Source organism: Enorma phocaeensis, from assembly GCF_016901575.1.
In the GTDB taxonomy this organism is placed as follows: domain Bacteria; phylum Actinomycetota; class Coriobacteriia; order Coriobacteriales; family Coriobacteriaceae; genus Limicola; species Limicola phocaeensis_A.
The window spans coordinates 51,071-76,204 of sequence record NZ_JACJKQ010000003.1 but is presented as its reverse complement, the minus strand read 5'-3'; the positions used below and the strand labels follow the sequence as shown (position 1 = coordinate 76,204).

General features: G+C 63.4%; 19 protein-coding genes. 15 read left to right on the top strand and 4 right to left on the bottom strand.

The annotated features are described in order from the left end of the window. Positions 1–190: 190 nt before the first annotated feature. The 4 genes from H6A15_RS03500 to H6A15_RS03485 all read left to right on the top strand — a co-directional run bounded on the left by H6A15_RS03500 (position 191) and on the right by H6A15_RS03485 (position 4,715). Positions 191–1,399, top strand: a complete 1,209-nt coding sequence (locus tag H6A15_RS03500; RefSeq protein WP_204672321.1) for a pyridoxal phosphate-dependent aminotransferase — start codon at positions 191–193, stop codon at positions 1,397–1,399. Positions 1,400–1,468: 69 nt separating this feature from the next. Beyond that, positions 1,469–2,275: a phosphatase gene (locus tag H6A15_RS03495; protein WP_204672320.1), complete on the top strand. Its 807-nt coding sequence runs from the start codon at positions 1,469–1,471 to the stop codon at positions 2,273–2,275. Positions 2,276–2,361: 86 nt separating this feature from the next. Continuing rightward, positions 2,362–2,961 carry an FmdE family protein gene (locus H6A15_RS03490; protein ID WP_204672319.1) on the top strand — a complete coding sequence of 200 codons (600 nt, stop codon included), beginning with the start codon at positions 2,362–2,364 and terminating at the stop codon, positions 2,959–2,961. 179 nt (positions 2,962–3,140) lie between these two features. Then, entirely contained in the window at positions 3,141–4,715 is a 1,575-nt protein-coding gene (locus H6A15_RS03485) for a lipase family protein (protein WP_204672318.1), read from the top strand. On the opposite strand, the gene rlmD is transcribed toward H6A15_RS03485, so the two are convergent. Further along, a complete protein-coding gene (rlmD, locus tag H6A15_RS03480) occupies positions 4,698–6,047 on the bottom strand; it encodes a 23S rRNA (uracil(1939)-C(5))-methyltransferase RlmD (RefSeq protein WP_204672317.1) in 1,350 nt (449 codons plus the stop codon). The two genes, H6A15_RS03485 and rlmD, sit on opposite strands and share 18 nt — an antisense overlap. Positions 6,048–6,317: 270 nt before the next feature. Here rlmD and H6A15_RS03475 point away from each other — a divergent pair, with 270 nt between their 5' ends. Beyond that, positions 6,318–9,002 (top strand): ABC transporter ATP-binding protein/permease, encoded by a 2,685-nt coding sequence (locus tag H6A15_RS03475; protein WP_342635803.1) that lies wholly within the window; start codon positions 6,318–6,320, stop codon positions 9,000–9,002. Positions 9,003–9,279: 277 nt separating this feature from the next. Further along, positions 9,280–10,761 carry an RNA-binding domain-containing protein gene (locus tag H6A15_RS03470; protein ID WP_204672315.1) on the top strand — a complete coding sequence of 494 codons (1,482 nt, stop codon included), beginning with the start codon at positions 9,280–9,282 and terminating at the stop codon, positions 10,759–10,761. A gap of 64 nt (positions 10,762–10,825) precedes the next feature. Here the strand turns inward: H6A15_RS03470 and H6A15_RS03465 are convergent, their stop codons facing one another. The 3 genes from H6A15_RS03465 to H6A15_RS03455 all read right to left on the bottom strand — a co-directional run bounded on the left by H6A15_RS03465 (position 10,826) and on the right by H6A15_RS03455 (position 13,404). Further along, positions 10,826–11,608 (bottom strand): amino acid ABC transporter ATP-binding protein, encoded by a 783-nt coding sequence (locus H6A15_RS03465; RefSeq protein WP_342635802.1) that lies wholly within the window; start codon positions 11,606–11,608, stop codon positions 10,826–10,828. 82 nt (positions 11,609–11,690) lie between these two features. After that, positions 11,691–12,344, bottom strand: coding sequence for an amino acid ABC transporter permease (locus tag H6A15_RS03460; protein WP_204672314.1), 654 nt, complete (start codon positions 12,342–12,344; stop codon positions 11,691–11,693). Between the two features lie 181 nt (positions 12,345–12,525). Further along, positions 12,526–13,404 carry an amino acid ABC transporter substrate-binding protein gene (locus tag H6A15_RS03455; protein ID WP_204672313.1) on the bottom strand — a complete coding sequence of 293 codons (879 nt, stop codon included), beginning with the start codon at positions 13,402–13,404 and terminating at the stop codon, positions 12,526–12,528. 168 nt (positions 13,405–13,572) lie between these two features. Here H6A15_RS03455 and H6A15_RS10650 point away from each other — a divergent pair, with 168 nt between their 5' ends. From H6A15_RS10650 to H6A15_RS03410, 9 genes are all read left to right on the top strand, one after another. Then, positions 13,573–14,316, top strand: a complete 744-nt coding sequence (locus tag H6A15_RS10650; protein ID WP_204672312.1) for a GNAT family N-acetyltransferase — start codon at positions 13,573–13,575, stop codon at positions 14,314–14,316. A gap of 698 nt (positions 14,317–15,014) precedes the next feature. Next, on the top strand, positions 15,015–16,418 hold the full coding sequence (gene dnaB, locus H6A15_RS03445) for a replicative DNA helicase (RefSeq protein ID WP_204672311.1): 1,404 nt from the start codon (positions 15,015–15,017) through the stop codon (positions 16,416–16,418). A gap of 195 nt (positions 16,419–16,613) precedes the next feature. After that, positions 16,614–17,900, top strand: a complete 1,287-nt coding sequence (locus H6A15_RS03440) for an adenylosuccinate synthase (protein WP_204672310.1) — start codon at positions 16,614–16,616, stop codon at positions 17,898–17,900. 113 nt (positions 17,901–18,013) lie between these two features. Further along, positions 18,014–18,925 carry a DegV family protein gene (locus H6A15_RS03435; protein WP_204672309.1) on the top strand — a complete coding sequence of 304 codons (912 nt, stop codon included), beginning with the start codon at positions 18,014–18,016 and terminating at the stop codon, positions 18,923–18,925. Between the two features lie 207 nt (positions 18,926–19,132). Continuing rightward, on the top strand, positions 19,133–20,437 hold the full coding sequence (purD, locus tag H6A15_RS03430; RefSeq protein WP_204672308.1) for a phosphoribosylamine--glycine ligase: 1,305 nt from the start codon (positions 19,133–19,135) through the stop codon (positions 20,435–20,437). Between the two features lie 1,044 nt (positions 20,438–21,481). Continuing rightward, entirely contained in the window at positions 21,482–21,844 is a 363-nt protein-coding gene (locus H6A15_RS03425; RefSeq protein ID WP_239462321.1) for a MarR family transcriptional regulator, read from the top strand. 171 nt (positions 21,845–22,015) lie between these two features. Further along, positions 22,016–22,774 (top strand): NUDIX domain-containing protein, encoded by a 759-nt coding sequence (locus H6A15_RS03420; RefSeq protein WP_204672307.1) that lies wholly within the window; start codon positions 22,016–22,018, stop codon positions 22,772–22,774. 2 nt (positions 22,775–22,776) lie between these two features. Then, a complete protein-coding gene (locus H6A15_RS03415) occupies positions 22,777–23,448 on the top strand; it encodes an NUDIX hydrolase (RefSeq protein WP_239462320.1) in 672 nt (223 codons plus the stop codon). Between the two features lie 334 nt (positions 23,449–23,782). Further along, a complete protein-coding gene (locus H6A15_RS03410; protein WP_204672306.1) occupies positions 23,783–24,952 on the top strand; it encodes a Fic family protein in 1,170 nt (389 codons plus the stop codon). The last annotated feature ends 182 nt before the right edge of the window (positions 24,953–25,134 follow it).

Genomic DNA, 25,134 nt, shown 5'->3' with positions numbered 1-25,134 from the left:
TGATGACGGCTGCATATCAACGGTAGATGCGAGGGGCGTGTCCTGAGGGCGCGCCCCTCGGTCGTTGCGGGTTGGGAAATTCGCCCGCCGCGTGTTCGGGGAGCGGTCCTGCTGCCGTATGATGCTGGGGCCGGCGTCGCGCGCTCGCGCGCCGGCTGCAGGTGCACCAACGCTTGGCGAGGGGGAGAGCATGCTCAACGAGACGATGTATGGCTACGGGGCCGAGAGCTCTAAGATTCGCGAGATCTTCAGCTATGCCAACGAGCGCAAGGCGCTTATCGGCGAGGACAAGGTCTTCGACTTCAGCCTGGGCAACCCGAGCGTGCCGGCGCCGCCTGCGGTCCGCGCCTCCATCGAGCGCTCCCTCGCCCTTCCTCCCGAGCAGCTGCACGGCTATACCCCGGCGCCCGGTCTTCCCGAGGCGCGTCAAGCGGTCGCCGACTCGCTCAATCGCCGCTTTGGTTGCGCCTACAGCGCCGCAGACGTCTTTATGACGGTGGGAGCTGCGGCTTCGGTGTCGTGCGCGCTGCATGCGGTGGTGTCTCCCGGCGAAGAGGTCGTGGTGATCGCCCCTTATTTCCCCGAGTATCGCGTGTGGATCGAGACCGCGGGCGCCTCGGTGGTAGAGGTGTTGGCGGACCAGGAGACCTTCCAGATCGATCCCGCGGCGGTGGAGGCAGCTCTTACCGAGAAGACGGCGGCCGTCATCATCGATTCTCCGAACAACCCCACCGGTGCGGTGTATACACGTTCGAATCTCGAGGCCCTTGCCGCCGTGCTCGAGCGCGAGAACGCCCGCCGCGAGGAGGCGCTGGGACATGCGCAGCCCATCGTGCTCATATCTGACGAACCCTATCGTGAGATCGCCTATGGTGCCGAGGTCCCATGGGTGCCCGCTCTCTATGAGCATACGGTGGTGTGCTATTCCTATAGCAAGTCGCTGTCGCTTCCTGGCGAGCGCGTGGGCTGGGTGCTCGTGCCCCAGGTGAGCGAGGGCGCCCGCCGCGTCATGGCGGCGGTCGCCGGCGCCGCCCGCGCCCTCGGCTTTGTGTGCGCCCCCGCCTTGTTCCAGCGCGTTGTCGTCGACTGCGTCGACGAACCCTCCGACGTTGCCGCCTATGCGCGCAACCGCGACGCCCTCACCCAGGCGCTCGCCTCGTACGGCTATACCTATGTGGAGCCCGACGGCGCCTTTTACCTGTGGGTGAGGGCGCTCGAAGACGACGCCGAGGCGTTTTGTGAGCGCGCCCGCGCCTACGAGCTCTTGCCGGTTCCGTCCGACAGCTTCGGCGTGCGCGGCTGGGTGCGTATCGGATATTGCGTCGCCTACGAGGTCATCGAGCGCTCTTTGCCGGCATGGAAGAAGCTTGCCCGGGATTATGGAGCGCTGCCGGCGTAGGGAGGGACGTCGTCTGGCAGGTGTGGGACAACTCACGTATCATATCGGCCATACGACCAAGGAGGCGCCATGTCCTACACCATCGCGACCGACATCCACACCCACACGCTGTTTTCGCGTCACGCCTATTCGACCATTGCGGAGAATGTCGCGGCGGCGCGCGCTGCCGGCCTCACGCTTTTGGGGTCGGCGGACCATTTCAGCTCCATGCTCTTTCCTGAGCAGGATATCCGCAACTTCCAGTTCTTCTACAACCAGGGCGTCTGGCCCAGGGAATGGGACGGGGTGACCCTGCTGCGCGGCGCCGAGGCTGATATCGTGTCGCTTTCCGGCGGCCTCTTCGGCCAGGACATCCATTGCTCAGAGAGCATTGTGGGAAAACGGTTTCTATGCGAGCGGACGCTCTACGACCGCGTGGTCGAGTCGCTCGACTACCTGGTGGCGAGCGTCCATAACGGGGAGTTCACCGAGGGGGCGTCCATTCGGCAGACCACCGAGATGTATGTGCGGGTGCTGCAAAACCCCAAGGTCTTCGTGCTTGGCCACACGGGGCGTTCGGGGATTCCCTACGATCTTGACGAGGTGCTTGGGTGCGCCAAGGAACTCGGCAAGCTCATCGAGATCAACAATCACAGCCTCGAGAGCGCCGGGCGACATCGCCGCGCGTGCCGCGAGATAGCCGTGCGCTGCGCAGAGCTGGGCGTGGGCATCTGTGTCTCGAGCGACGCGCACATCGCGCCTGCCATCGGCAAGTTCCCGCATGCCCAGGCCCTTTTGGACGAGGTGCATTTCCCCGAGGAGCTTGTGATGAATCGAAGCCGCGAGACGCTTTTGGCCTCTCTGACGGCATCGGGGGTCGCGTCGTTTGCAGAGTAGCCCGCAGGGCGCGCTGCCGGACGCGAGCGGGCGTCGGCAGGGACAACGGGTACGATCGCGCCGGCGGCGCAAAGGAAAGGAACGCCATGCTGAAGCGGACATTTGAAGAGGACCTCGATCGCGCCGTTGCCTTCCATGGGCACCTCTGTGCCGGGCAGGCCATCGGGACGCGCATGGCTCGCGTCGCGCTCGAGTATTTCCATATCGAGGACCCCGATGCCTATCGCGACCTTGTCGCGTTTGTCGAGTGCGACCGCTGCCTGGCCGATGCGGTCATCTCGGTCGCCCACTGCCACCTTGGGCGCCGTCGCCTGAAATGGTACGACTACGGCATCATGGCGGCGAGCTTCCTCGACTTGGCAAGCGGTCGAGCGATTCGCATCACGCAGCGCCCCGGCGTGCCGAAGGCGCCGCATGACAAAGAGGAGATGCTGGCGTTTTTTGCGGGATACTCCGATGCGGAGCTGTTCTGCGTGAACGAGGTCGACCTGCCCGACTTCCGCGAGCTCGATCTTCCTGGTCGTCCGCGGGCCACGCAGGTCTGCGAGGTGTGCGGCGAGCGCGTGCATGACGGCCGCGGCGTGGAGCGTGACGGGCATGTGTACTGCAAGCGCTGCGCGGGGGAGCACGTGTACTACACCCTTGGCCGCGAGCTCACCTCCGATGAGCTTGCAGCGGGCGTGTAGCGGCTCTGCGACAGCGGCCGCCCAGCATGGTTCCGCCGCAATGTCGCCATGCCGAAGCGCGATATCGTGACACGAGCGTTCGTACAACCTTATAAAAACGTAAGGACTCGTTCACAGGTGGTCCATGGCTGCTTGATAAGCTGGCAGAACAAGCGATAGAGGGCTGGGGGTGCATCTGCATGAGACAACCGGAAGACATGCTGTCGGCTGCCCATGTGGCGCGCCTGGCCCTGCGCAGGATTCCCTTTGCCGTGCTCGTGGTAGTGTTCGTCGTCGTGCTCGCCTGTCTGTTCATGCTGGCGTATCGCTACGAGCAGACCAGGCGGGGCATGGGCGGGGTCTCGTCCCCCGGCGCCGCCTATGGCGACACGCTGCCTCCTTCGGGCCGTTTCACGTCAAACATCACCTATACCTGTCTCGATGCCGATGGGTCGGGCGAGGTCTCGGCAGACGTGCTGTGGGACGATGCCTGGTTTGCGGGCGACGCCACGGTATATAACCACGATCTTGCCCGCGCGTGCTCCGTGCTCTCGGCGCTGGCATATTCGGAATCTGGCTACTACCAGGAGGGGTCGACCCAGCCGGCCTATATGGAGGACGCGCTTGCAGACCTTGGCTTCGACCGGGTTTCGACAGAGTCCTACCGCTATCGCAGCGAGATCATGGACCAGGTGCTCAACCTGGTGATGCAGCGTGAGGACACGGTCGCCTATGCCATAGCATCGAAGCGCATCGACGAGTCTTCTGAGGCAGCCGGCGCGACGGGCGGGGCGGCGAGCACGCGTACGGTGATCCTCGTATCGATTCGCGGCAGCTACGGGTCCGAGTGGCTGAGCAACTTCAAGCTCATAGCCGACGGCGGGGCATCTGCCGACGACTCGCCGGCGTCCTCTCCTGCCGCGGATGGTGATGGGGCTCAAGGCGATGCGTCGTCCCCAGACGTCCTGTCGCTTCTGAGCGGCGCGGGCGCCGGCTCCTCTGCGGAAGCATCGGCGCAGGACGATTCTGCGACAGAGGAGCCGCCGTCGTGCTATGCGAGCGGGCGCGCGCTGGGGCATCCCGGCTACGTCGACGCGGCCGGCGAGATCATCGGCGAGCTCAAGACATGGGTCGATGAGGCCCACGCCCGCGGCGACGAGGTGAGCCTGGTGGCGACCGGGCATAGCCGCGGGGGTGCCGTGGCGAACCTGGTGGCGGCCGCGGCTCTCGACAACCTTGCCGCGACGGAGCAAGATGATGCCTCCGAGCAGGGGAAAGCTGACGGAATAGCGGATGAGGCGTTGCTTCGTGCCGGCGATACGGCCGCCGCCTACACGTTCGCCGCGCCCGCCTCGACCACGTCCCGCGAGGCGACGTCGGAGCGCTATGGCAGCATTTTCAACATCATCAATCCCTCCGACCTCATGCCCCACCTTCCGCTTGAGGAGTGGGGATATCGGCGCTACGGCGTCGATCTGGTGCTGCCCGCCCTCGATGACGCCTCATTTGAGCAGCGCTACGAGAAGATGTGCGCCTGGTATGAGGACGCCATGGGCAAGGCGAGCTCCTACGAGCCCGAGGACGCCCGCGCCGTCGCCGCGGTGACCGAGGACATCGCCGAGCATGTCGGGTCGGTGGACGACCTCTTCACCCCATGGGGCGTGGCCGAGACGATAGCCGCCTGCGCGCGCCACGTGGACCCCGCGCGCATACTGCTGGGCCACTATCCAAGCGTCTACATCGCCTGGATGTACTCACTAGATGCGACGTGGTGACAGACGTTGCGCCCGCGTGCATGCGTCCTGGCGCTCGAGGGTCGCCACGGTCTCGACGTGGTCGGTGTGGGGGAACATGTCGACCGGCGTGAGGCGGCTGAGGCGGTACCCGACCTCGGCGAACGCCTCTAGGTCTCGCGCCTGCGTGACGGGGTTGCAGCTGATGTAGACGATGCGTCGGGGGGCGACCGACGCCGCCGCCCGTATGAATTCGGGGGTGGAGCCCGCCCGCGGCGGATCCATGGCCAAGACGTCGACATGGGCGCCTTCGCTCGCGGCGCGCAGCATGAATGACGTCGCGTCTTCGGCGATGAAGGACGATTGGTCGGAAAGGTCGTTCACCAGGGCGTTCTCGCGCGCATCATCGATGCCTGCCGCGTTGCGTTCCACGCCGACCAGCCGTATCGCCACGCCGTGCTCGCGGGCTTGCTGCGCGGCGGCGAGGCCGATGGTGCCGCTGCCGCAATATGTGTCCAGAAGCACGTCTCCCTCATGCAGGTCCATGCCGTCGATGGCAAGCTGATAGAGGACTTCGGTTTGCTGCGGATTCGTTTGGTAGAAGGCGGTGGGGGAGATCTCGAAGGTGCAGCCGAGGAGTCGGTCGCGCATGCGGGGGCTTCCGGCGCGTATGGACGTCTCGGGGCCCAAGATGGCGTTGCCGGGGCGCGGGTTTACGTTTTGCGCGATGCACGACAGGCGGGGCGAGAGCTCCGAGAGCGCCTGGATAAACGCTTCAAGTCTCGGCAGGTCGCGATGTGCAGACACCACGGTGAGCATCGCCTCGTCGCTTCGCCATCCCATGCGTACGATGGCGTGGCGGAGCATGCCGCGCTGCACGTCTTCGGCATAGGCGGGAATGCCGCACGACTGCGCCGCCCGCGCGACGCCACGCAGGATCTCGCGCGCTCCAGGCGCCTCGACCGCGCACGTGGGCGCCTCGACGATGGTGTGGGTCCCACGGGCGAAAAACCCGCAGCGCAGGCTGCCTTTCGGGCCGGGGGCAAAGGGCGTGGCGGCCTTGTGGCGAAAGCCGCGCGGCGCCGGAAGCTTGCCGTCTTGCGTCGTGACGACGGCATCGGCGAGCGGGTTGAAGCCGGGGCGTTCGCGCGCGCCGTCCTCGAGCATGCGCATGCCGACGATGGGGTCGATCCCGGCATGCCAGCCAAGGCGCCCAAACAGCTCCCCAAAGAGCTCCGCCATGGCGTCTTGCTTGCGCGCAAGCTGCTTGTGATAGGGCATGCCAAGCCAGGCGCATCCGCCGCAGGAGCGCATGATGGGGCAGGGTCCCGTGGCGCGCTTACGGGCTGCGCGTTCCTGTGCACGTGTGGACATGGCGGCTCCTGTCTGGTCTGGAATGGGGCGGCGGCCCCGGTATTCCGGCTCTCGTTTGGCATTGGCACGACTCAGTATAGCCAAGCCGGCGGTCATGGCCTCGGCACAAACGGGCGGCTCCTTTACGGCGCTAGGCAGGTCGCGGCTGTCTGCGACCCATGTCTGCGACAAGAAAATGGGTACCATACATCATTATTGCCGCGGCGCCCCCCTCCACGCGCCGTCATGGCTCTGGCGCCCGCCATGGCGCCCCAACAAGAAAGGCCCATCGTGCTTGAACTCAAAGGCATCACCAAAGATTATCCTTCGGGCGACTCTGTGGTCCACGCGCTCAAAGGCATCAGCGTCACGTTTCGCGACCAGGAGTTTGTGAGCATCCTCGGCCAGTCGGGTTGCGGCAAGACCACGCTGCTCAACATCATCGGCGGTCTCGACCAATACACCCGAGGCGACCTCGTGATTAACGGACGCTCCACCAAGAGCTACCTCGACCGAGACTGGGACACCTATCGCAACCACTCGGTGGGCTTCGTCTTCCAGAGCTACAACCTCATCCCGCACCAGACGGTCATCGCCAACGTCGAGATGGCGCTCGTGCTCTCGGGCACCCCTGCCTCCGAGCGCCGGCGCCGTGCCGAGGAGGCGCTTGCGCAGGTCGGCCTTGCCGAGCAGATGCACAAGCGCCCCAACCAGCTCTCAGGCGGTCAGATGCAGCGCGTGGCCATTGCCCGCGCCATCGTGAACAACCCCGAGATCATCTTGGCAGACGAGCCGACCGGCGCCCTCGACACCGAGACGTCCGTCGAGGTCATGGAGATCTTGAAGCGCCTGAGCCGAGACCGGCTGGTGATCATGGTCACGCATAACCCACAGCTCGCCGAGGGATATTCGGACCGCATCGTGCGCATCTCGGACGGCCTCATCACCGACGACTCGCGCCCGGTCGATGCCGCAGCCGAGCGTCTCACCCCCGAGCAGATCCAGCGCCATGCGGTCGAGGACGCCAAAAAGGGCAAGCGCTCCATGGGGTTCCGCCAGGCCATGTCGCTGTCGTTTACCAACCTCATGACCAAGAAGGGCCGAACGTTCCTCACGGCGTTCGCGGGGTCTATCGGCATCATCGGCATCGCGCTCATCCTGTCGCTCTCCGACGGCGCCCAGAACTACATCGCCGAGACCGAGGAATCGACCATGGGGAGCTACCCGCTCACCATCCAGGAGACGAGCGTCGATCTGGCGAGCATGATGAGCTCCATGATGGGCGCGGCGGCCGATGTGACGCGCAAGGCGGCAGAGGGTACGGTGGAGTCGAAAGACCTCGTCACCGACATGGTGTCCAGCATGGCGTCGGGCGCCAACGAGAACGACATGCGCGCCATCAAGACGTGGCTCGACAGCGACCCCGAGACGGACTCCGGCGCCCTGAGCGAGCTCGTCACCGACATCCAGTACACCTACGCCACGCCGCTCAACGTGTATAAGTGCGATACGACGGACGGCGTGGTGCAGGTGAACCCGGCGACGGTCCTCGATTCGCTCGGCATTGCGATGGGCGAGACCCAGACCGAGATGATGAGCAGCATGAACGGCGGCAGCGGTTCCAGCTACGACGTATGGACCGAGCTGCTCAGCAACAAGGACACCTGGTCGCGTGATTACGACGTGGTCGCCGGCCATATGCCGGAAAACTGGAACGAGGTCGTGGTGTATGTCGACCAGAACGACCGCATTTCCGACTACACTCTCTACGCGCTGGGGCTTTTGGACCAAAGCGACCTGCGCGGCATGATGAGCGACGTCATGGCCGGCGAGAAGGTGGAGGCGGCCGACGAGACCAGCTACACCTATGACGAGCTGCTGGGGCTCACCTTCAAGCTGGTGCCCGAGAGCTCCAAGTATGCCCAGCAGGACGACGGGACCTGGGCGGACATGAGCGAGGACGACGCGTTCATGCGCGACGTGGTCGACGGCGCCGAAGAGGTGCGCGTGGTGGGTATCGTGCGGCCCACGGAGGAGAACGACGCGGGCAGCAACTGGGGCGCGGTGCTCTACACGCCCGAGCTCATCGAGCACCTCATCGAGCAGGCGGACGAGAGCGAGGTCGTGCAGGCGCAGGAGGCCGACCCAACCACGGACGTGTTCACCGGCCTGCCGTTTTCTGACGACGTGGGCACCAGCCTCTCCATGGAGCAGATCGATGCCATGATCGCCCAGATGCCCTCCGACCAGGGGCAGCAGATTCAGGCATATGTGGATCAGATGCGCGAGTCCGGCATGAGCGACGAGGAGATCGCGGCGGCGTTCTCGGAGCGCATGGCCGACCAGACCGATAACGCCACCTACGAGGGGAATCTGGAGACGCTCGGCAAGGCGGACCTCGACGCGCCGTCGCAGATCAGCATCTACCCGGCGGACTTCGAGGCCAAAGAGGCTATCGACAACCTGATTGCCGACTACAACGACGAGATCCGCGCCTCGGGAGAGGGCACCGAGATTCAATACACCGACATCGTGGGCATGCTCATGTCGAGCGTGACCGACATCGTGAACGCGCTCACCTATATCCTCATCGCCTTCGTGGCCATCTCGCTGGTGGTGAGCTCGATCATGATCGGTATCATCACCTACATCAGCGTGCTCGAGCGCACCAAGGAGATCGGTATCCTGCGCGCCATCGGGGCGAGCAAGCGCGACGTGAGCCGCATCTTCACGGCGGAGACCTTTATCATCGGCGCGGTGAGCGGACTGCTGGGCGTCGGCGTGACCGTTTTGCTGGATATTCCGGTGAACGCGATCATCTACGAGGTCGCGGGCGTGGAGAATCTGGCCGCCGTGCCGGTTGGGCCGGGCATCGCGCTGGTGCTCATCTCGATCGTGCTGTCGCTCGTCGCCGGCCTGGCGCCGAGCCGCATGGCGGCAAAGAAGGACCCGGTCACGGCGCTCCGCACCGAGTAGCTCCACCTCTTTGAGCGCCCGATGTTGCCGCCCCGGCGCCGGCGCCGCTTCACCTGTTGGGGCTTCGCTTTTGGGGCGACGTGCGGCACATGAAAACCCGCCATGAATGATGTGGGGGCACGGCTTCAACGGCCGTGCCCCCTTCGCTTCAAAACTCGATAACTCGACATCCATCTTGTCGAGTACTCGACAAAACTTGCGTCGAGTACTCGACAAATGTACTATCGAGTTATCGAATTTGCTGAGTGAAGGCATATTCATGCAGGTAGGAGGTCCTATGTCCATCCCCATTAACCTCGGCGACCTAGTAAACCTGCGCACGGTCGAATCGACGCGCGTCGAGTTCAAGACGGGGTTCAATCCCAATCCCATCATTCATACGATTTGTGCGTTTGCCAACGACATCGATAACATAGGCGGTGGATATATCGTCATCGGTATCGAAGAGCGGGACGGCATGCCTGTCCTTCCTCCCAAAGGTATCAAGCAGTCCGAAGTCGACGGGATTCTCAAGCGGCTTGTCGGGATGTGCCGCACCATCGAGCCGCTCTACAATCCCATCGTGGAGCCCGTAGAGTTCCAAGGGGCGTACCTTATCGTGATTTGGGTGCCCGCAGGGTTTGGGCGCCCCTACAAGGCGCCGCGCGACGTGCTTGCAAAGAATGCAGCGGACAAGCGCTACTACATCAGAAAGTTCAGCAGCACGCTCGTCGCGTCTCCGCAAGAGGAGCGCGAGCTATTCTACGTGTCATCAGACATCCCCTTTGACGACCGGCCAAACCTACTTGCCACCATCGACGATCTTGACCTTGGCATCATGCGCGAGCACGTGCGTGCCGTCGGGAGCGCGCTGGGCGAACGTCCGGCAATAAGCGTCGAGGAGCTCGCCGATGACTTGCAGCTATTGTCGGGGCCGCCAGAGAACAGGCATCCGCGCAACGTCGGAATCCTCATGTTTTGTGAGCATCCCGAGCGTTTCTTCCGATACGCCCGCATCGAGGTAGTGGACATGCCCGATCCGACTGGTGACGGGATGACCGAGATGGTCTTTACCGGTCCAATTCAGAGACAGCTGCGTGACGCTTTGGGCTATCTGGAAAGCTATGTGATCAAGCGAAAGACGTTCAAGGAAGCACATCGTGCGGAATCGGATGTGGTGTACAACTATCCCATGAAGGCGGTCGAAGAGATTCTTTCCAATGCGGTCTACCATCGCTCGTATCAGGTGAACGAGCCCATTGTGGTGCGCGTGACGCCGGCGAGTCTCGAAGTGACGAGCTTTCCTGGGTTTGACCGCAGCATCACGGACGAGGACATTCGGCAGCATAGGTTCCGTGCGCGCGTATACCGCAACCGTCGCATCGGGGACTTTCTCAAAGAGCTGCGTTTGGTTGAGGGGAGAAACACAGGCTATCCCGCGGTGTTCGCGGCGCTTGCGGCCAACGGCTCGCCGGAGCCAGCGTTCGAGATGGACGAGGCGAGGGGATTCTTATCCGTGACGCTGCCGGTGCATCCCGCATTCATTCGTAACGATGCGGCTCAGAAGAGGGCCGAGGCGTACGAGCAAAAGCTTGTGGATACGCTCGCTCGAGCAGGGGAGCCGCTTTCCATGACCGAGCTCGCACATGCCCTGGGCTATAAAGGCATCACGAAACGCCTGTCGGACGCCGTCGAGGCGATGGTGTCGTCCAGAAGGCTCGAGCGCGTGACGGTAGCGGGGCAATCGCGCAGCAAGCTGCAGGTGTCGCGCAGCAGGTAACGGTGGGCGAGCGGATCACTTTTGGATTTGTCGCCTATTCGCCGCTGTCTGTTGGGCGGCCTGCCTACTCGCTGAGATGCGAGAGGAAGGCGCGGGTGCGCGCCTCGCGGGGATGGTCGATGACCTGCTCCGCCGGACCCTCTTCCACGATGACGCCGCCATCCATGAAGAGTACGCGGTCGGCGACCTCGCGCGCGAAGCCCATCTCGTGGGTCACGATGACCATGGTCATGTTCTCGGCGGCGAGCGCCTTGATGACGCGCAGCACCTCGGCGGTGAGCTCGGGGTCGAGCGCGCTCGTGGGCTCGTCAAAGTAGAGCACCTCGGGATTCATGGCGAGGGCGCGGGCGATGCTCACGCGCTGCTGCTGGCCGCCGGAGAGCTGGCAGGGCACCTTGTTCTCGCACCCCTCGAGCCCCATCTTGGCGACGAGCGCCTGCGCCTCGAGCTCGACCTCTGCGCGTTGCCGCTTCTGCACGCGCACCGGCGCATCGGTGATGTTTTGCATGACGGTCATGTGGGGGAACAGGTTGTAGTTCTGAAAGACGAGGCCAAAGTGCTCGCGCGCCCGCTTGAGCTCGGGGCCTTTTACGTAGTGGGTCTTTCCGCCCTCGTCGCGCGCGACCGAGAGCTCGCCATAGCTCAGCGAGCCGGCGTCGAGCGTCTCAAGCAGGGTGAGGCAACGGAGCAGCGTCGACTTTCCGCCGCCGGAAGGCCCGATGACGGCGACGACCTCACCGGGGTCGACGGAAAGCGAGACGCCGCGCAACACCTCGTTGTCTCCAAACGCCTTGCGCGCCCCGGCGAGGGCGACGACAGGGGAACTCTGCTGCTTGATGGTGCTCACGGTGTACTCCTCAGCGTTTGGATGGTGGATGGTCTTGTGGCGGCGGGTCGCCGGCGTCGGCTGCGACGATTCGCCAGCGTCGCTAGTCGTGGTAGTAGTCGAGGCGTTTCTCGAGCAAGCCGAGCACCATTTCGACCAAGAAGTTGAAGACCCAGTAGAATGCGGCCGCGATGGCGAAGGGGGCCATGCTCACCTGCGACGCGACAAGCGCGCGTGCCGTCGAGAACATCTCGGCCACGCCGATGGAGAATGCAAGCGAGGTGTCCTTTACCAGCGTGATCACCTCGTTGCCCATGGCGGGCAGGATGCGCTTGACCACCTGGGGGAGCACGATGTGCACGAAGGTCTGGACGCGCGAATAGCCCAGCACCTCTGCCGCCTCATACTGTCCGCGCGGAATGGACTGGATGCCGGAGCGATAGATCTCGGCGAAGTAGGCGGCGTAGTTCACGATGAACGCCACGATGGTCGCATACCACTTTGAGTCGGTGGTGAGCTGGATGCCGAAGACGTAGTACGGAGCGAAGTAGATGGCAAACATCTGCAGCATGAGGGGCGTTCCGCGCATGATGGAGATGTACAGGCGCGTGATCCAACGCACGGGTGCGACGCGGCTCATGCGCAGCAATGCCACCACGATGCCCAGCGGCACGGCGCCGATGAGTGTGAACGCGAAGATCTGCATGCTTACGAGGAAGCCCTCGAAGAGCATTTGCAGCATGGTTGCGATATCCATATCTCCTCCGGTCGTTGGCAGGTGGGTGTGCTGGCGCGCTCGACGGCGACGGATGGCCTCGTAGCCACACGGGGACGGGGCCACTCGTCACACAGCTTGCAGGATGACGAATGGCCCCGTCCCAAGCGACGTTGCCGCGCGATGCCGCTCGGTGTCCGGCATCGCGCGGCGTTGCATGGGGTTACTCCAGGACCCAGTTGTCGTAGGTAAGGCCGTACTCGGCGTACTTGTCGCAGAGCTCCTGGACCGTTCCGTCAGCGTTGAGCTCGCGCAGCGCCTCGGTCACGGCATCGGCGGTCTCGGTGTCGCCCTGCTTGAAGCCCACGGCGTAGTGCTCGGACGAAAGCGCCTCGTCAAGCTGGAGGTAGGCGTCGGGGTTTGCTGCCAGCTGATAGGCGGCGATGGAGAGGTCGCAGGCGACGGCGTCGACGGCGCCGGACTCGAGCTGCATGAAGGCGGTGTTGTACTCGCCGATCTGCTCGAGCGACGCGAAGGTGGCGGCAAGGTCGGCCTGGTCGCCCTCGAGGACGTCGAGCGCGGCGGAGTCTACCTGGGTGATGACGGTCTTGCCGGCGAGGTCCTCAAGGCTCGTGATGCCGCTGTCGGCGCGAACCACGACGACCTGCTCGTTGAGCATGTAGGGCTCGGAGAAGGTGTAGTCGTCCTCGCGGCCCTCCATGGTGAAGCCGTTCCAGATGCAGTTGATGGCGCCGGAGTTGAGCAGCGTGTCCTTGGCGTCCCAGTCGATTGCCTCATACTGAACGTCCCAGCCGAGCTTGTCGGCGACGGCGGCGGCAAGGTCGAGGTCGAAGCCGGTGAACTCGCCGTCATCGCCTACGAAGCCATAGGGAGGATACGACTGGTCGAAGCCGACGATGAGGGTGCCGGTGGCCGACGCGCTGGTGTCCTCGGCGGCGCTGCCGGTGTCGGCAGAGCCGGCCGAGCCGGCGGACGGCGTGGAGGAGTTGCATCCGGTAAGCAGCGCGACGGCGCAAGCCAGGGTGGCGAAGCAGGCGAGCAGTGCAAACCTGCGGCGCGAGGGGGTGCGAGTGTTGTCCATGAGAGACCCTTCCAGAGAAATACTTTAGTTAACTAAAGTACCGTGCAAAGCACTTGTGACTCTACGCTTTACTTTGATGGAGCGCAAGAGTGAGTTTCAAGATGTTGCGAGATGATGAGCCGGGAGGGTACCATGGGCGGTCGGTAAGAGGTGAAAGGGGTGGCCGCCGTGCTCGAACACGTTCATGCGTTTATCGCGTCGCAGGAAGATCCCCGCGAGCTCGTGACCCTGGATGAGATGCTGCGCCTCGGGCGGGCGGACTGCCTGTACGCCGGAGATGACGGCGTTCTCGCCCGGGTGCGACGCTCGGGGATGGTCTTCATCGCCGGACGCGACGTCGAGGCGGCCTGCTCCATTGCCCGGTTGCCGCTGCTTCCGGGCGGCGTGACCCTGGCGGAGGCGGCCAAGCTCCCCGATGGCGAGCGTCCCATCACCATGTCGCACGACGCCCGCCAGCCCGAGGCGATCGGGTTTCCCGTGACGCCGGAGACCTGCTACAACATTTGTATATATGAGGGCGAGCGACCCGTTGGGCTGTCGGGCGGCCTGTCCATCCGCCAGCTCGGTCTGGACGACCTGGATGCCGTCGTCGCCCATTACGACATGATCTCGCCCGCGGATGTCGCCCGCCACCTCGAAGACGGCTGGGTGTGGGGAGGCTTTGATGCCGCTGGCGACCTGGTCGGCTTTATCGGCGAGCACGACGAGGGGTCCATGGGCATGCTCGAGGTGTTTCCCGAGCATCGCCGCCGCGGATACGCGCGCGAGCTTGAGGGATATGCCGTGAACCGAATGCTTGAGGCGGGCCGCGTTCCGTTTGGGCAGATCGTCATCGGCAACGAGGCGTCGTTTGCGCTGCAGGCAAGCATCGGGATGACGCGCCTTTCGGGCGTGCAGTGCTGGACTGAGTAGGCCGGCTTGCTCTTGGGGCCTGGCGGCGCCGCGGCAAACGCGACGCCTGCCGCGCGGCCCCGGTATGCCGGAGCGATGGCTTCTCGAATGCATTTCCGTTCCCGCCTCTCGCCCCCGAGGCGTCGGCGGGGCGGTTCGCGTGTCGACAAAAAGATGTCACCCGTCTTGACAAATCGAACAAAGAAGAAATCCACAGGTCGGCTGCGCAATACTGGGAAAAGTGCCGGGCGAACAGGTGTTGTGCACAGGCCGTTTGCCAAGGAGACACGATATCATGCGACAGTGTTTTCCTGCGCAATGTATAGCATCTGCTCAACTACCTGCGGTTTCACTGAATCTACAAATAAATTTCTGTAAAGCAGCAGAAAGATGATGGTAAAACCGAATAATGGCAGGTCAGCGGTAGGGATGTGGATAACTTGAAACGAAGCTCCCATCAAATTGTGGAAAACGTTGAGAACCGTTGTTTTCGCAGGGTCGCCGCACGAGGTTATCGACAGCTTCATGTGGAAAGAAAAACTGAGCAGGTCAGCCACCATGCCTGCCGTGGATACCGTACCATGGATGGCCCGGTGCTGGATGGGCCGCCCTCATCTTGCGGCCGAGTCTTCCCGAGCGGCTTTGGAGAAAGGGCGCGCGCCTGCCCGCTGAGGCCTGTCTTCGTCCGGCTCCGGCCGATGAGCTATCAAGGAGAGAACATGGACGCATCGACAACCGAGTATGGCGACTACGCGTGGACTCCCGCCGGCGCCTCCGATCGGGGCGCCCGCCAGGGCCTGCCCAATAACGCCGAGGCCGAAGCGAACGTGCTCGCCGCCATGATCCTCTCGCCCGAGGTCGTCTCCGACGCCATCTCCGAGCTGCGTCCGGACGATTTCTACCGTCCGAGCCATCGCACGCTCTTCACGGCCATGATAGAGATGAACGAGCGCAGCATCCCGGTCGACTCCATCTCGCTGATCGACTATCTCACCTCAGAGGGGACGCTGGCGCAGGTGGGCGGCGAGGCCTATATCCTGGAGCTGGTGGGCAACACCATCGCCCTGGTGAACTGGCAGCACCATGCGGGCATCGTGCGGCGCGACTCCATGTTGCGCGAGATCATCGGCGCCACCAACCAGATCAACGCGCTTGCCTACGATGCCCCCCTCGACACCAAAGAGGTCGTCGAGCGCGCCGAGAGCATGCTGCTGTCGGTGACCGAGCGCGAGGTGTCGAGCTCATACAAGTCGCTCACCGAATTCATGATCGAGGCATACAACGAGGCCTCGGAGGTCTGCGCCGCCGGAGGACAGGCGCATGGCGTTCCCACGGGCTTCCCGAGCCTTGACCGGCTGCTGCTGGGGTTCCGCGAGGGCCAGCTCATCATCATCGGCGCGCGTCCTGCCGTCGGTAAGACCTCGTTTGCACTCAACCTGGCGCTCAATGCGGCGGCCGCGGGCTTTACCGTGGGCTTCTTCTCGCTGGAGATGTCCGGCAAGGAAATCGCGCAGCGCCTGATCTGCGCACACGCGATGCTCTCCATCTCGGATTTCCGTACGGGACGCATCACGCCCGAGCAGTGGGCCAACATCAATGAGGCCACGCAGGAGCTCTCGAAGCTCGACATCCTCATCGACGACACGCCGGGCACCACGGTGACCGAGATTCGCGCCAAGGCGCGCCGCATGCTGCACAACAAAGAGAAGGCCGTCATCATCCTGGACTACCTGCAGCTGGTGAGCCCGCCGCCGGGACGCCGCGCCGAGAACCGCGCCGTCGAGGTGTCGGAGATGAGCCGTGGCCTGAAGATCATGGCCAAAGATCTCGAGATTCCCCTCATCGCGCTCTCGCAGCTCTCCCGTGCGGTCGAAAGCCGCACCGGCAAGCGGCCCCAGCTTTCGGACCTGCGCGAGTCGGGCTCGATCGAGCAGGACGCCGACATCGTCATGTTCTTGGACCGCTCGTCGGACGAGCAGGAGGCGAGCCGAGACGACCGTCCGGACGAAGGCGTGACGCGCGTCATCGTCGCCAAGAACCGCTCCGGCCCCATTGGCGACGTCGACCTCATGTTCCTGCCGGCGTCCACCAAGTTCTACGAACTGGACGGCATGCACGAGTAGCCGCCTGATCGGCCGTCCATGCGGTTTGCGGCGTCGTTCGCGCCGCCTGCCGAGCCTGCATGGTTAGTCGCCGAGGCCGTTGATATAATAAAAGGGTTGAGTCGCCGCGCGACGCCTGAGTCATGGCGCGCGGGCGAAGGAAACGATACTCGTCCGGCCAAGGGGCCGGAACGACGGTTCAGAAGGAGATGCATCATGCCGTCGACAGTGTTGGTCGGTACCCAGTGGGGCGATGAGGGCAAGGGCAAGATCTGCGACCTGATCGCCGGGGATTTCGACTGCGTCGTACGCTATCAGGGTGGCAACAACGCCGGACACACCATCGTGGTGGGTGATAAGAAGTACGGTCTGCACCAGGTGCCCTCCGGCATCATGTATCCCGAGTGCATCTCGGTCATCGGCAACGGCTGCGTGGTCAATCCCAAGGTGTTGCTCGAAGAGATCGACATGTTTGAGCATGACGGCATCTCGACGAAGAACCTCAAGGTCTCGGGCAACGCCCACATCATCATGCCCTACCACATGGACCTCGACGGCGCCTACGAGCAGCTGCTGGGCGACCACAACATCGGCACCACCAAGCGCGGCATCGGCCCGTGCTACCAGGACAAGATGGCGCGCGTGGGCCTGCGCATGCAGGACATGCTCGACGAGGGGGTGTTCCGCGACAAGCTGGGCCGCGCGCTCGATCGCGTGAACCCGCAGCTGGAGAAGATCTTCGGCATGCCCACATACACCGTGGAGCAGATCTGCGACGAGTACCTGCCCATGGCGGAGCGCCTGCGTCCCTACATCTGCGAGAGCGGCCTTCTGCTCAACGATTTGGTGGAGCAGGGGAAGAACATCCTGTTCGAGGGCGCCCAGGCGACGCTGCTCGACATCGACCACGGCACCTATCCGTATGTGACCTCGTCCAACTGCACCGCCGGCGGCGCGGTGACGGGCTCGGGCGTCGGCATGAAGAACATCGACCGCGTGCTCGGCATCATGAAGGCCTACACCACGCGCGTCGGCATGGGCCCCATGCCCACCGAGCTCGCCTATGAGACGGAGGAGGGCCACACCCTTACCGAGAACGGCTACGAGTACGGCGTAACCACCGGTCGCCGTCGCCGCTGCGGCTGGTTCGACGGCGTGATCGCAAACTATTCCGCTCGCGTGAACGGCCTGACCGACATCGCGCTCACCAAGCTCGACGTACTCTCGGCCTTCGATACCATCCGCGTGTGCGTGGCATACGAGTGCGACGGCGTGCGCTACACCACCGTGCCCGAGCACGAGAGCGTCTTCGCCCATGCCGTCCCGGTCTATGAGGATGTCCCCGGCTGGAAGTGCGACATCTCGGCATGCCGCAGCTTCGACGAGCTGCCGCAGGAGGCCAAGGACTACGTGGCGCTGGTCGAGAAGCTCTCCCATACGAAGGTCTCCTTCGTATCGGTCGGCCCGGATCGCGACCAGACCATCAATCGATTCTGGAACTAGGGTTTGAATCAGGGGGCGGGTGGGTACCCGCCCCCTCTGCCCGCCGGGCGTGAAGCTGCTCGGCACTAAGGTCCTCGTTTTGGCAGATAGCCCGTTTGCCGTCAAGGAGCATCATGAATAAGTTTGCCGTGGTCACCGATAGCGCCGCCGACATCCCGGTCGACCTTGCCCAAAAGCTCGACATTCGTATCGTGCCTCTCCATGTGACGTTTATGGGGCGCGACTATCGCGACGGAGAAGACATATCCACCGCCGGCCTGCTTGACCTGATGCGAGGGGCCGAGACGCTTCCGCAGACGTCGCAGCCGACTCCGGCGGACTTCTTGGAGGTCTACCAGCAGCTCTACGACGAGGGCTATACGCAGGTCTTGTCCATACACCTCTCGCGCGAGCTATCCTCTACCATCGAGAGCGCGCGGGCGATCGCCGGCCGCATTCCCGAGGGAGCGCGTCTCGAAGTGGTCGACAGCTGCTCTGCCACGGTGGCGCAGGGCGCCATGGTGCTCGAGGCGGCCGTGATGGCGCAACACGGCGCGACGCTCGACGAGGCGCTGAAGCGCGTCGAGGACATCCGCGCCAGCTATTCCATTTTGTTTGTCCCGGATACGCTCGACAACCTGGTGAAGGGCGGTCGTGCCACCAAGATGCAGGGACTCGTCACGTCGCTTCTGAATATCAAGATCGTCGCAGGGCTCAACAGCGCGGGCGGAATCGAGGTCCTGCACAAGGCGAAGGGCGCGAAGGGCGCGGTGAGCTACATCGCCAAGCACGTCGCAAAGCTCGTGCAGGAGCGTGGCGCGCAGGTGTGCTATTTGCTGCACACCGATGCCGAGCCTCACGTTCGCGCCATCGAGGACGCGCTGGTCCGCGCGGGCGCCAAGGTCAGGGTGCTTACCGACGCGACCATCGGCCCCGTCATCGCGACGCATGTGGGCGAGGGCGCCTTTGGAATCTTCTGCTATCCCGAGGCGCTGCACTCCTCTGAGCTCGACGGCGTGTCGGAGTATCTGACGCCGGAGTTCTAGCGTCCCGCCGAGGTCTCCGCTGGCGTTGGATGCGCCGCACCAGCTGCGGGCAGCGCGTATTAGCGGCATGCATCGCTGGAAGGATCGTGTCCAGAGGTCTTTTCAAGTTCCCCCGCGACATGCCCCTCAATCCCATATGATTAAGAGGTGCGACAGGCATATGCGACGCCGCCGAGGCGACGGGTATCGACTGAAAGGAAGCCCCTCATGAACGAAGCACTGCAGACCATCGACATCTTGCTGCTGGGCAGCGGCGGCCGCGAACATGCGCTGGCAGTGAAGCTCGCCTCGTCGCCTCGGTGCGGCACGCTCTACATCGCGCCCGGCAACGGCGGCACCCTCGAGGTGGGCGAGAACGTCGCGCTCGACGAGAACGATCCGGCGGCGGTGGCCGACTTCGCGCGCGAGTCCGGTATCGGCCTTGTGGTGATCGGTCCCGAGGCCCCGCTCGTCGTCGGCGTCGCCGACGCGGTGCGCGAGGCGGGCATCCCCTGCTTCGGCCCCGGCGCCGCCGGCGCCCAGGTCGAGGGCTCGAAGCTCTTCTCCAAGGAGCTCATGGGTCGCGCGAACATTCCCACGGCTGCATACGGCTCCTTTACCGATGAGGAATCGGCGCTTGCATACGTGCGCGAGCAGGGCGCGCCGCTCGTCGTGAAGGCGGACGGACTGGCTGCTGGCAAGGGTGTCATCGTGGCGACCGAGCTTGCCCAGGCAGAAGAGGCCGTGCACGAGTGCTTCTCGGGTACCTTTGGCGACGCTGGCTCGACCGTGGTGATCGAGGAGATGCTCACCGGTCCCGAGTGCTCGCTTCTGGCGTTTACCGACGGCAAGACCGTGCGTCCCATGGCGACCTCGCAGGACCACAAGCGCGCGCTCGAGGGCGACCGCGGTCCCAACACGGGCGGCATGGGCGTCTACAGCCCCGTGCCCATCGTGACCCCCGAGGAGCATGCCGAGATGGAGCGCATCATGGACGCTACCGTGGCCGAGCTTGCAGCGGAGGGCATCGACTATCGCGGATGCCTCTATGGCGGCTTCATGCTAACGCCCCAGGGGCCGAAGGTGCTTGAGTTCAACGCACGCTTTGGCGATCCAGAGACCCAGGTTATCCTGCCGCGCCTTGAGAACGACCTGGTGGAGGTCATGCTCGCCTGTGCCGAGCAGCGCCTGGACGAGATCGAGCTGAGCTGGCGCGACGAGTGGGCGGTGGCCGTGGTGCTGACGAGCGCCGGCTATCCGGGCAGCTACGAGAAGGGCAAGGTCATCACAGGCATCGAGGACGCCGCAGCGATGGACGGCGTGACGGTCTATCACGCGGGCACCGCCGTGAACGAGGCCGGCGAGCTTGTGACGAGCGGCGGCCGCGTCCTGGCCGTGACGGCGCTGGGCGACACATTCGAGGCGGCCCGCAACCTGGCCTACGAGGCCTGCGAGAAGATTGGCTTCGAAGGCAAGACGCTGCGTCGCGACATCGGTCTGCGTGCCCTCAAGGGCCGCGAGGCATGGGACTAGCGCCAGGGAACATTGGACGAGACGCACGTAGGGCGCCGCGAGTCTAATATACATGTGCTTCTATCAGGGCCGGGCGGTGCGATGCGCTGCCCGGCCCTGGTTGTAGAAGCTTCAGGTAGGTGGCGTGTGCAGTGCGATGAGATTCGTCAGCGCCAGGCGGAGGGTATCGCGGCGGCCCGGGCACGCGGCAGGCGGTTTGGAAGGCCTCCGCTTCAGCGACCCGAGAACTTGGCGTGTGTCGGTCAACGTTCGAAAAATGGCTGCGAGCGGACAGTCCGAATGAAGATTAAGGGCTGAAGCAGGCAACTTTCTAACAATGTGACTCAATAGGTAGAGTCAAATAGCAATCAAAAAGATGCGAATGGGATGTAATGGTCATTCTCCCTGTGAGCTGGGTACACCCCTCGTGGGGTTGGGTCTCGTCTGGTCAGCATCACCGAACCCTGGGCAGGAAACTACCAGAGCAATCTTTGGGAAAGATGCCTGATGGTATAAATCATGGCGTGACGCGTCCCCAAATGGTTCTAGCTCAGGTTGCCGACGTCTGCAAGAAGCATCTTTCTGCCCAGGAGCCGTGCCAATTGACCGCTGCCCATATGCCTCCGCGAAGCCTGTACCCAGCGATCGGGTGGATTGACCAGATGTCCCCTCATCCGCAAACGGTTTGCCCAAATGTCGCTCTATTTGACCTTGGAGTCGTCAGCAGACACAGACCACCGTTTCATCGAACCCCGTGAATAATCGCCTTTTTTCTTTTTGCTCTTCTTTTTATCTTTTGCGCTCTTTTGCTCTCTGGAGTGAACTCAAACAATTGGGCCCTCGTCAGCTCTTGGGATGCGGGCTCATCCGACAGGTTGAGGGGCGAGATTCGGCGAACGGAAAGGAGCAGCTAGCCCGTGACTCCCGGGTGTCCGTTTACCGAAAAACTTGGGGAGGGGTATAGCAAAATGTCTACCTCCCCCCACAATGATGTCTATGGGAGAATGCCGGCGCGTTGCCATTGAGGGGATGCGCGCGTGCCGGCGCTGATGAGGACGGCTAACCATGGGCATGAAGGCGGGAGAGGGCTCTTCTCTGAAGGGCATCAGTACCAAAATCAACGGGAGGCACGCGTTCATACACGAGCGCGTGCTCGAGCTGGTCGCGCGCGAGACGCAGATGCGCGGGTCGGTCCAGTTTCACAAGACGGACCTCGCGCGGCGGCTGGGCTGCTGCGTGCGTTCGCTCGACCATGCGGTGACGCGCCTGCGTCGCGACGGGTTCATCACCTCTACGGCGGTGTACGACGAATCGGGTGGGCAGCTGGGCAACGAGTATCGGGCCACGCCCAAGGGCGTCGCCCGTGCAGCGGAGCTGGAAAAGGCTGCAAAGCGTCCCGCAGCAAAGCCGAAGGCGGAGCACGCATAAGGCATGGCAGCCGCAGCTCGCGGTGTCGGGGCCGACTGCGCGGGTATCGTGTGCCGCTGATGCCAAATTAGCCTGCAGGAGCACGCCCAAGGTTGGGTACAACAAGCGTGATTGTGTGAGTGTCCGTGTCTCCGCGCGGGACCGTCGCGCGCGGAACGATGAGGAGGATCCATGGCAGAGCTTGACCAGACCGATGAGCGTCTTGAGACTTCGGAGCCCGAGGCTTGCTCCTGTTCCGCCGATGTCGACGTGGAGGACGACTCCTGCGTAGCCGAGGAGGCCGATGCCGACGCCTGCGCTCGCGAGCCCTATGAGACTGCCGATAGCCCCGAGCCCGAAGAGACCCCGTCGCTCATATTGGGCGACGAGGCCGAGCATGATGCCGACCTGCATGAGGAGGTCATCTCGAGCGATATAGCCTGGAGGGGCAAGATCTTCGACGTCGAACGCCTGGAGGTCCGTCTGCCCAACGGCCGCACCTCGCTTCGCGACGTGGTGCGCCACCGCGGCGCCGTGGCCATCGTCGCCCTGACCGAGACGGGAAAGATCGCGCTCGTTCGCCAGTACCGCACCTCGCTCGATTGCGTGACGGTCGAGATTCCCGCCGGCAAGCTCGACCCCGGCGAGGAGCCGCTCGAGTGCGCCAAGCGCGAGCTGAAAGAGGAGACCGGCTTCGTGGCGGGACGCATCGCCTATCTCACCACGATCGCCTCGTCCTGCGGCTTCTCCGACGAGCTTATCCACATCTACCTCGCCACGCAGCTGAGCTTCGAAGGCGCCAAGCCCGACGAGGACGAGTTCTTGAATGTCGACCTGGTGCCGGTGAACGAGCTCGTCGACGCCGTGCTCGACGGCAAGATCGAGGACTCCAAGACCGTCGTCGGTGCGCTCGCCTGCGAGGTCATGGCGCATCGTCTGGCGGAGGAGTAGCGATGGCGGCGGAGGAGAGGGGCGCCTCTGCAGGGCTGCCCCATGCGATGCCGTCGTCTTTCGCGGAGTCCCCGTGGCCTGCCCGGCCCTTCACGCCGGGAGACGCGGATGCGCGCGACGCCGCGCTTCACGAGCAGATCGGTGCGGATGAGCCGGTGTGGCGCGGCGGCGTCATCGACGTTCACAACCTGAGCGTGACGCTGCCCGACGGCGCTGCGGAGCATCGCGACGTGGTGCGCCATCCGGGCGGCGTGGCCGTGGTCGCCGTGACGCCTGGCGGCCAGGTTCCCGTAGTCCGACAGTATCGCACGCCCTTCGATGCCGTGACGGTGGAGATCCCCGCCGGCAAGCTCGACCCCGGCGAGGAGCCGGCCGTTGCCGCCCGCCGCGAGCTTCGCGAGGAGACCGGCTTTGTGGCGGACGAGCTGGTGCCGCTGGTAAGCGTTGCCCCGTCGCCGGGCTATAGCGATGAGGTGGTGCACGTGTACCTTGCGCACGGGCTGCGCTTCGTGGGCGCAAGCCCCGATGCCGACGAGTTTCTGAATGTCGACATGGTGGACATGTCCGAGCTCGTGGCGGCCGTCCTGGACGGATCCATCACGGATGCGAAGACCGTTGCCGGCATCCTTGCGGCGCATGCCCGCGAGGCCGCGCTGCACCGTCGCTCCAAGTAATGTGCCGCATGTCCTGATTGAAGAATGGCTAGGTTGTGCCCGAGACGCCCTGCGTCTCGGGACAGAATCCAAATTGCGGAACGGAGGCTCGCTCGCCATAGCGACGAGCCTGGCTTTGCGCTCTAACGACAAGTTGTTGACGTTAGAGCATCCGATCGAATTCTAACGACAAAAATCAACCTGAAATTGTCGTTAGAATCTTGTAGACGGCTCTAACGACAATAACTTGTCGTTAGAGCCCATGCAATTCTCCTAACGTCAAAAACAGGCTTAAAATTGTCGTTAGGTGTTACAATGCTTCGCATCCTGCTCATGTTGAATGCAAGGAGGCGGCATGAATATCGTTCCCGGCAGACAGGGCACCCTGCGCAATAATCTATCGGGAGAGCTCGCCTATCAGTCGTTTCTTCCGGCGTCGCTGCATGATGTATTGCCGACCTTGCAGCTATCGGCTCGGCAAATCGATTTGCTGGCAGCATGTTCTCGACAGGTCGGCATGCTGTCCGGCATGGCTCAGTTTGTGCCGAATGCCGATATGTATCTCACTATGTATGTTCGTAAAGAGGCGCTGCTTTCCGCGCAGATTGAGGGAACGCAGTGCACCTTTGATGACGTTCTTGATCCCGAGAATAGCGCGGCAACTCATGAAGATGTAGCCGACGTGGTGAATAACGTGCAGGCTTCCGATTTCGCTGTCGAACGCATGAAAACGCTGCCGCTTTGTACGCGCCTTCTGCGAGAGGTGCATAGGGTGCTGCTGCAAAGCGGTCGTGGTGGTGAGAAGCAACCGGGAGAAATCAGGGTTTCGCAAAACTGGATTGGTCCACAGGGGTGTGACATTAAATCGGCGTTCTATCTCCCGCCGAATGTTGAGGACATGCGCGATGCCCTCTTCGAGCTAGACAAATTCATTAACACGGAGGAAGGAGTCGACCCGGTTATCAAGGCCGCGCTCGTTCATTATCAGTTTGAGAGCATTCATCCGTTTCTTGACGGCAATGGGCGTCTTGGACGGTTGCTCATAACGTTGTCGCTCATCAACGACGGCGTTCTCGATTCGCCTCTGTTTTACCCCTCCTACCAGTTCAAACTCAATCGCCAGGAGTACTACGCTCATTTGACGGCGGTGCGTGAGACGGGAGCGTTCGAGGATTGGATTGAGTTCTTCTGCCAATGCATGCTCGACGGAGCGAAAGATGCCGTGGCATCGCTGAACCAGCTGGTCGAACTGCACAACAAAACGGTGGCGCTTGTTCGCGAGCGCTTCGACCGGTCGGTCCCCAACGCGCTCAAGTTGCTCGATGTGCTTGAGGGCAATCCCATTGTGGACGTTAACTATGTTCGTGACAGGTTAGAGGTCTCACGTGGCACCGCAGCCAACCTGGTGAAAGAATTCGAGACGTGCGGCATCTTACAGCGCAAGGATGCCGAACGCGCGCGCTACCGCACGTATATGTATGAGGCGTATCTACATATCTTGCGCCAAGGAAGCGACCCGCTGTAGCACGTGGTGCCGCCACCTGACGCGGCGGCGCACGCCGTCCCTCAATCGTTTCAACACCTGCCCGTCACGCGGCTCCCGTGCGCGCGGCGGGCGCGGCGTATATACTGGTGAGCCGCAACAAGCAAGCCTATCAACGCAAGGATACGCCGTGACCAGCACCACATCCTCTACCGCCGCCGAGC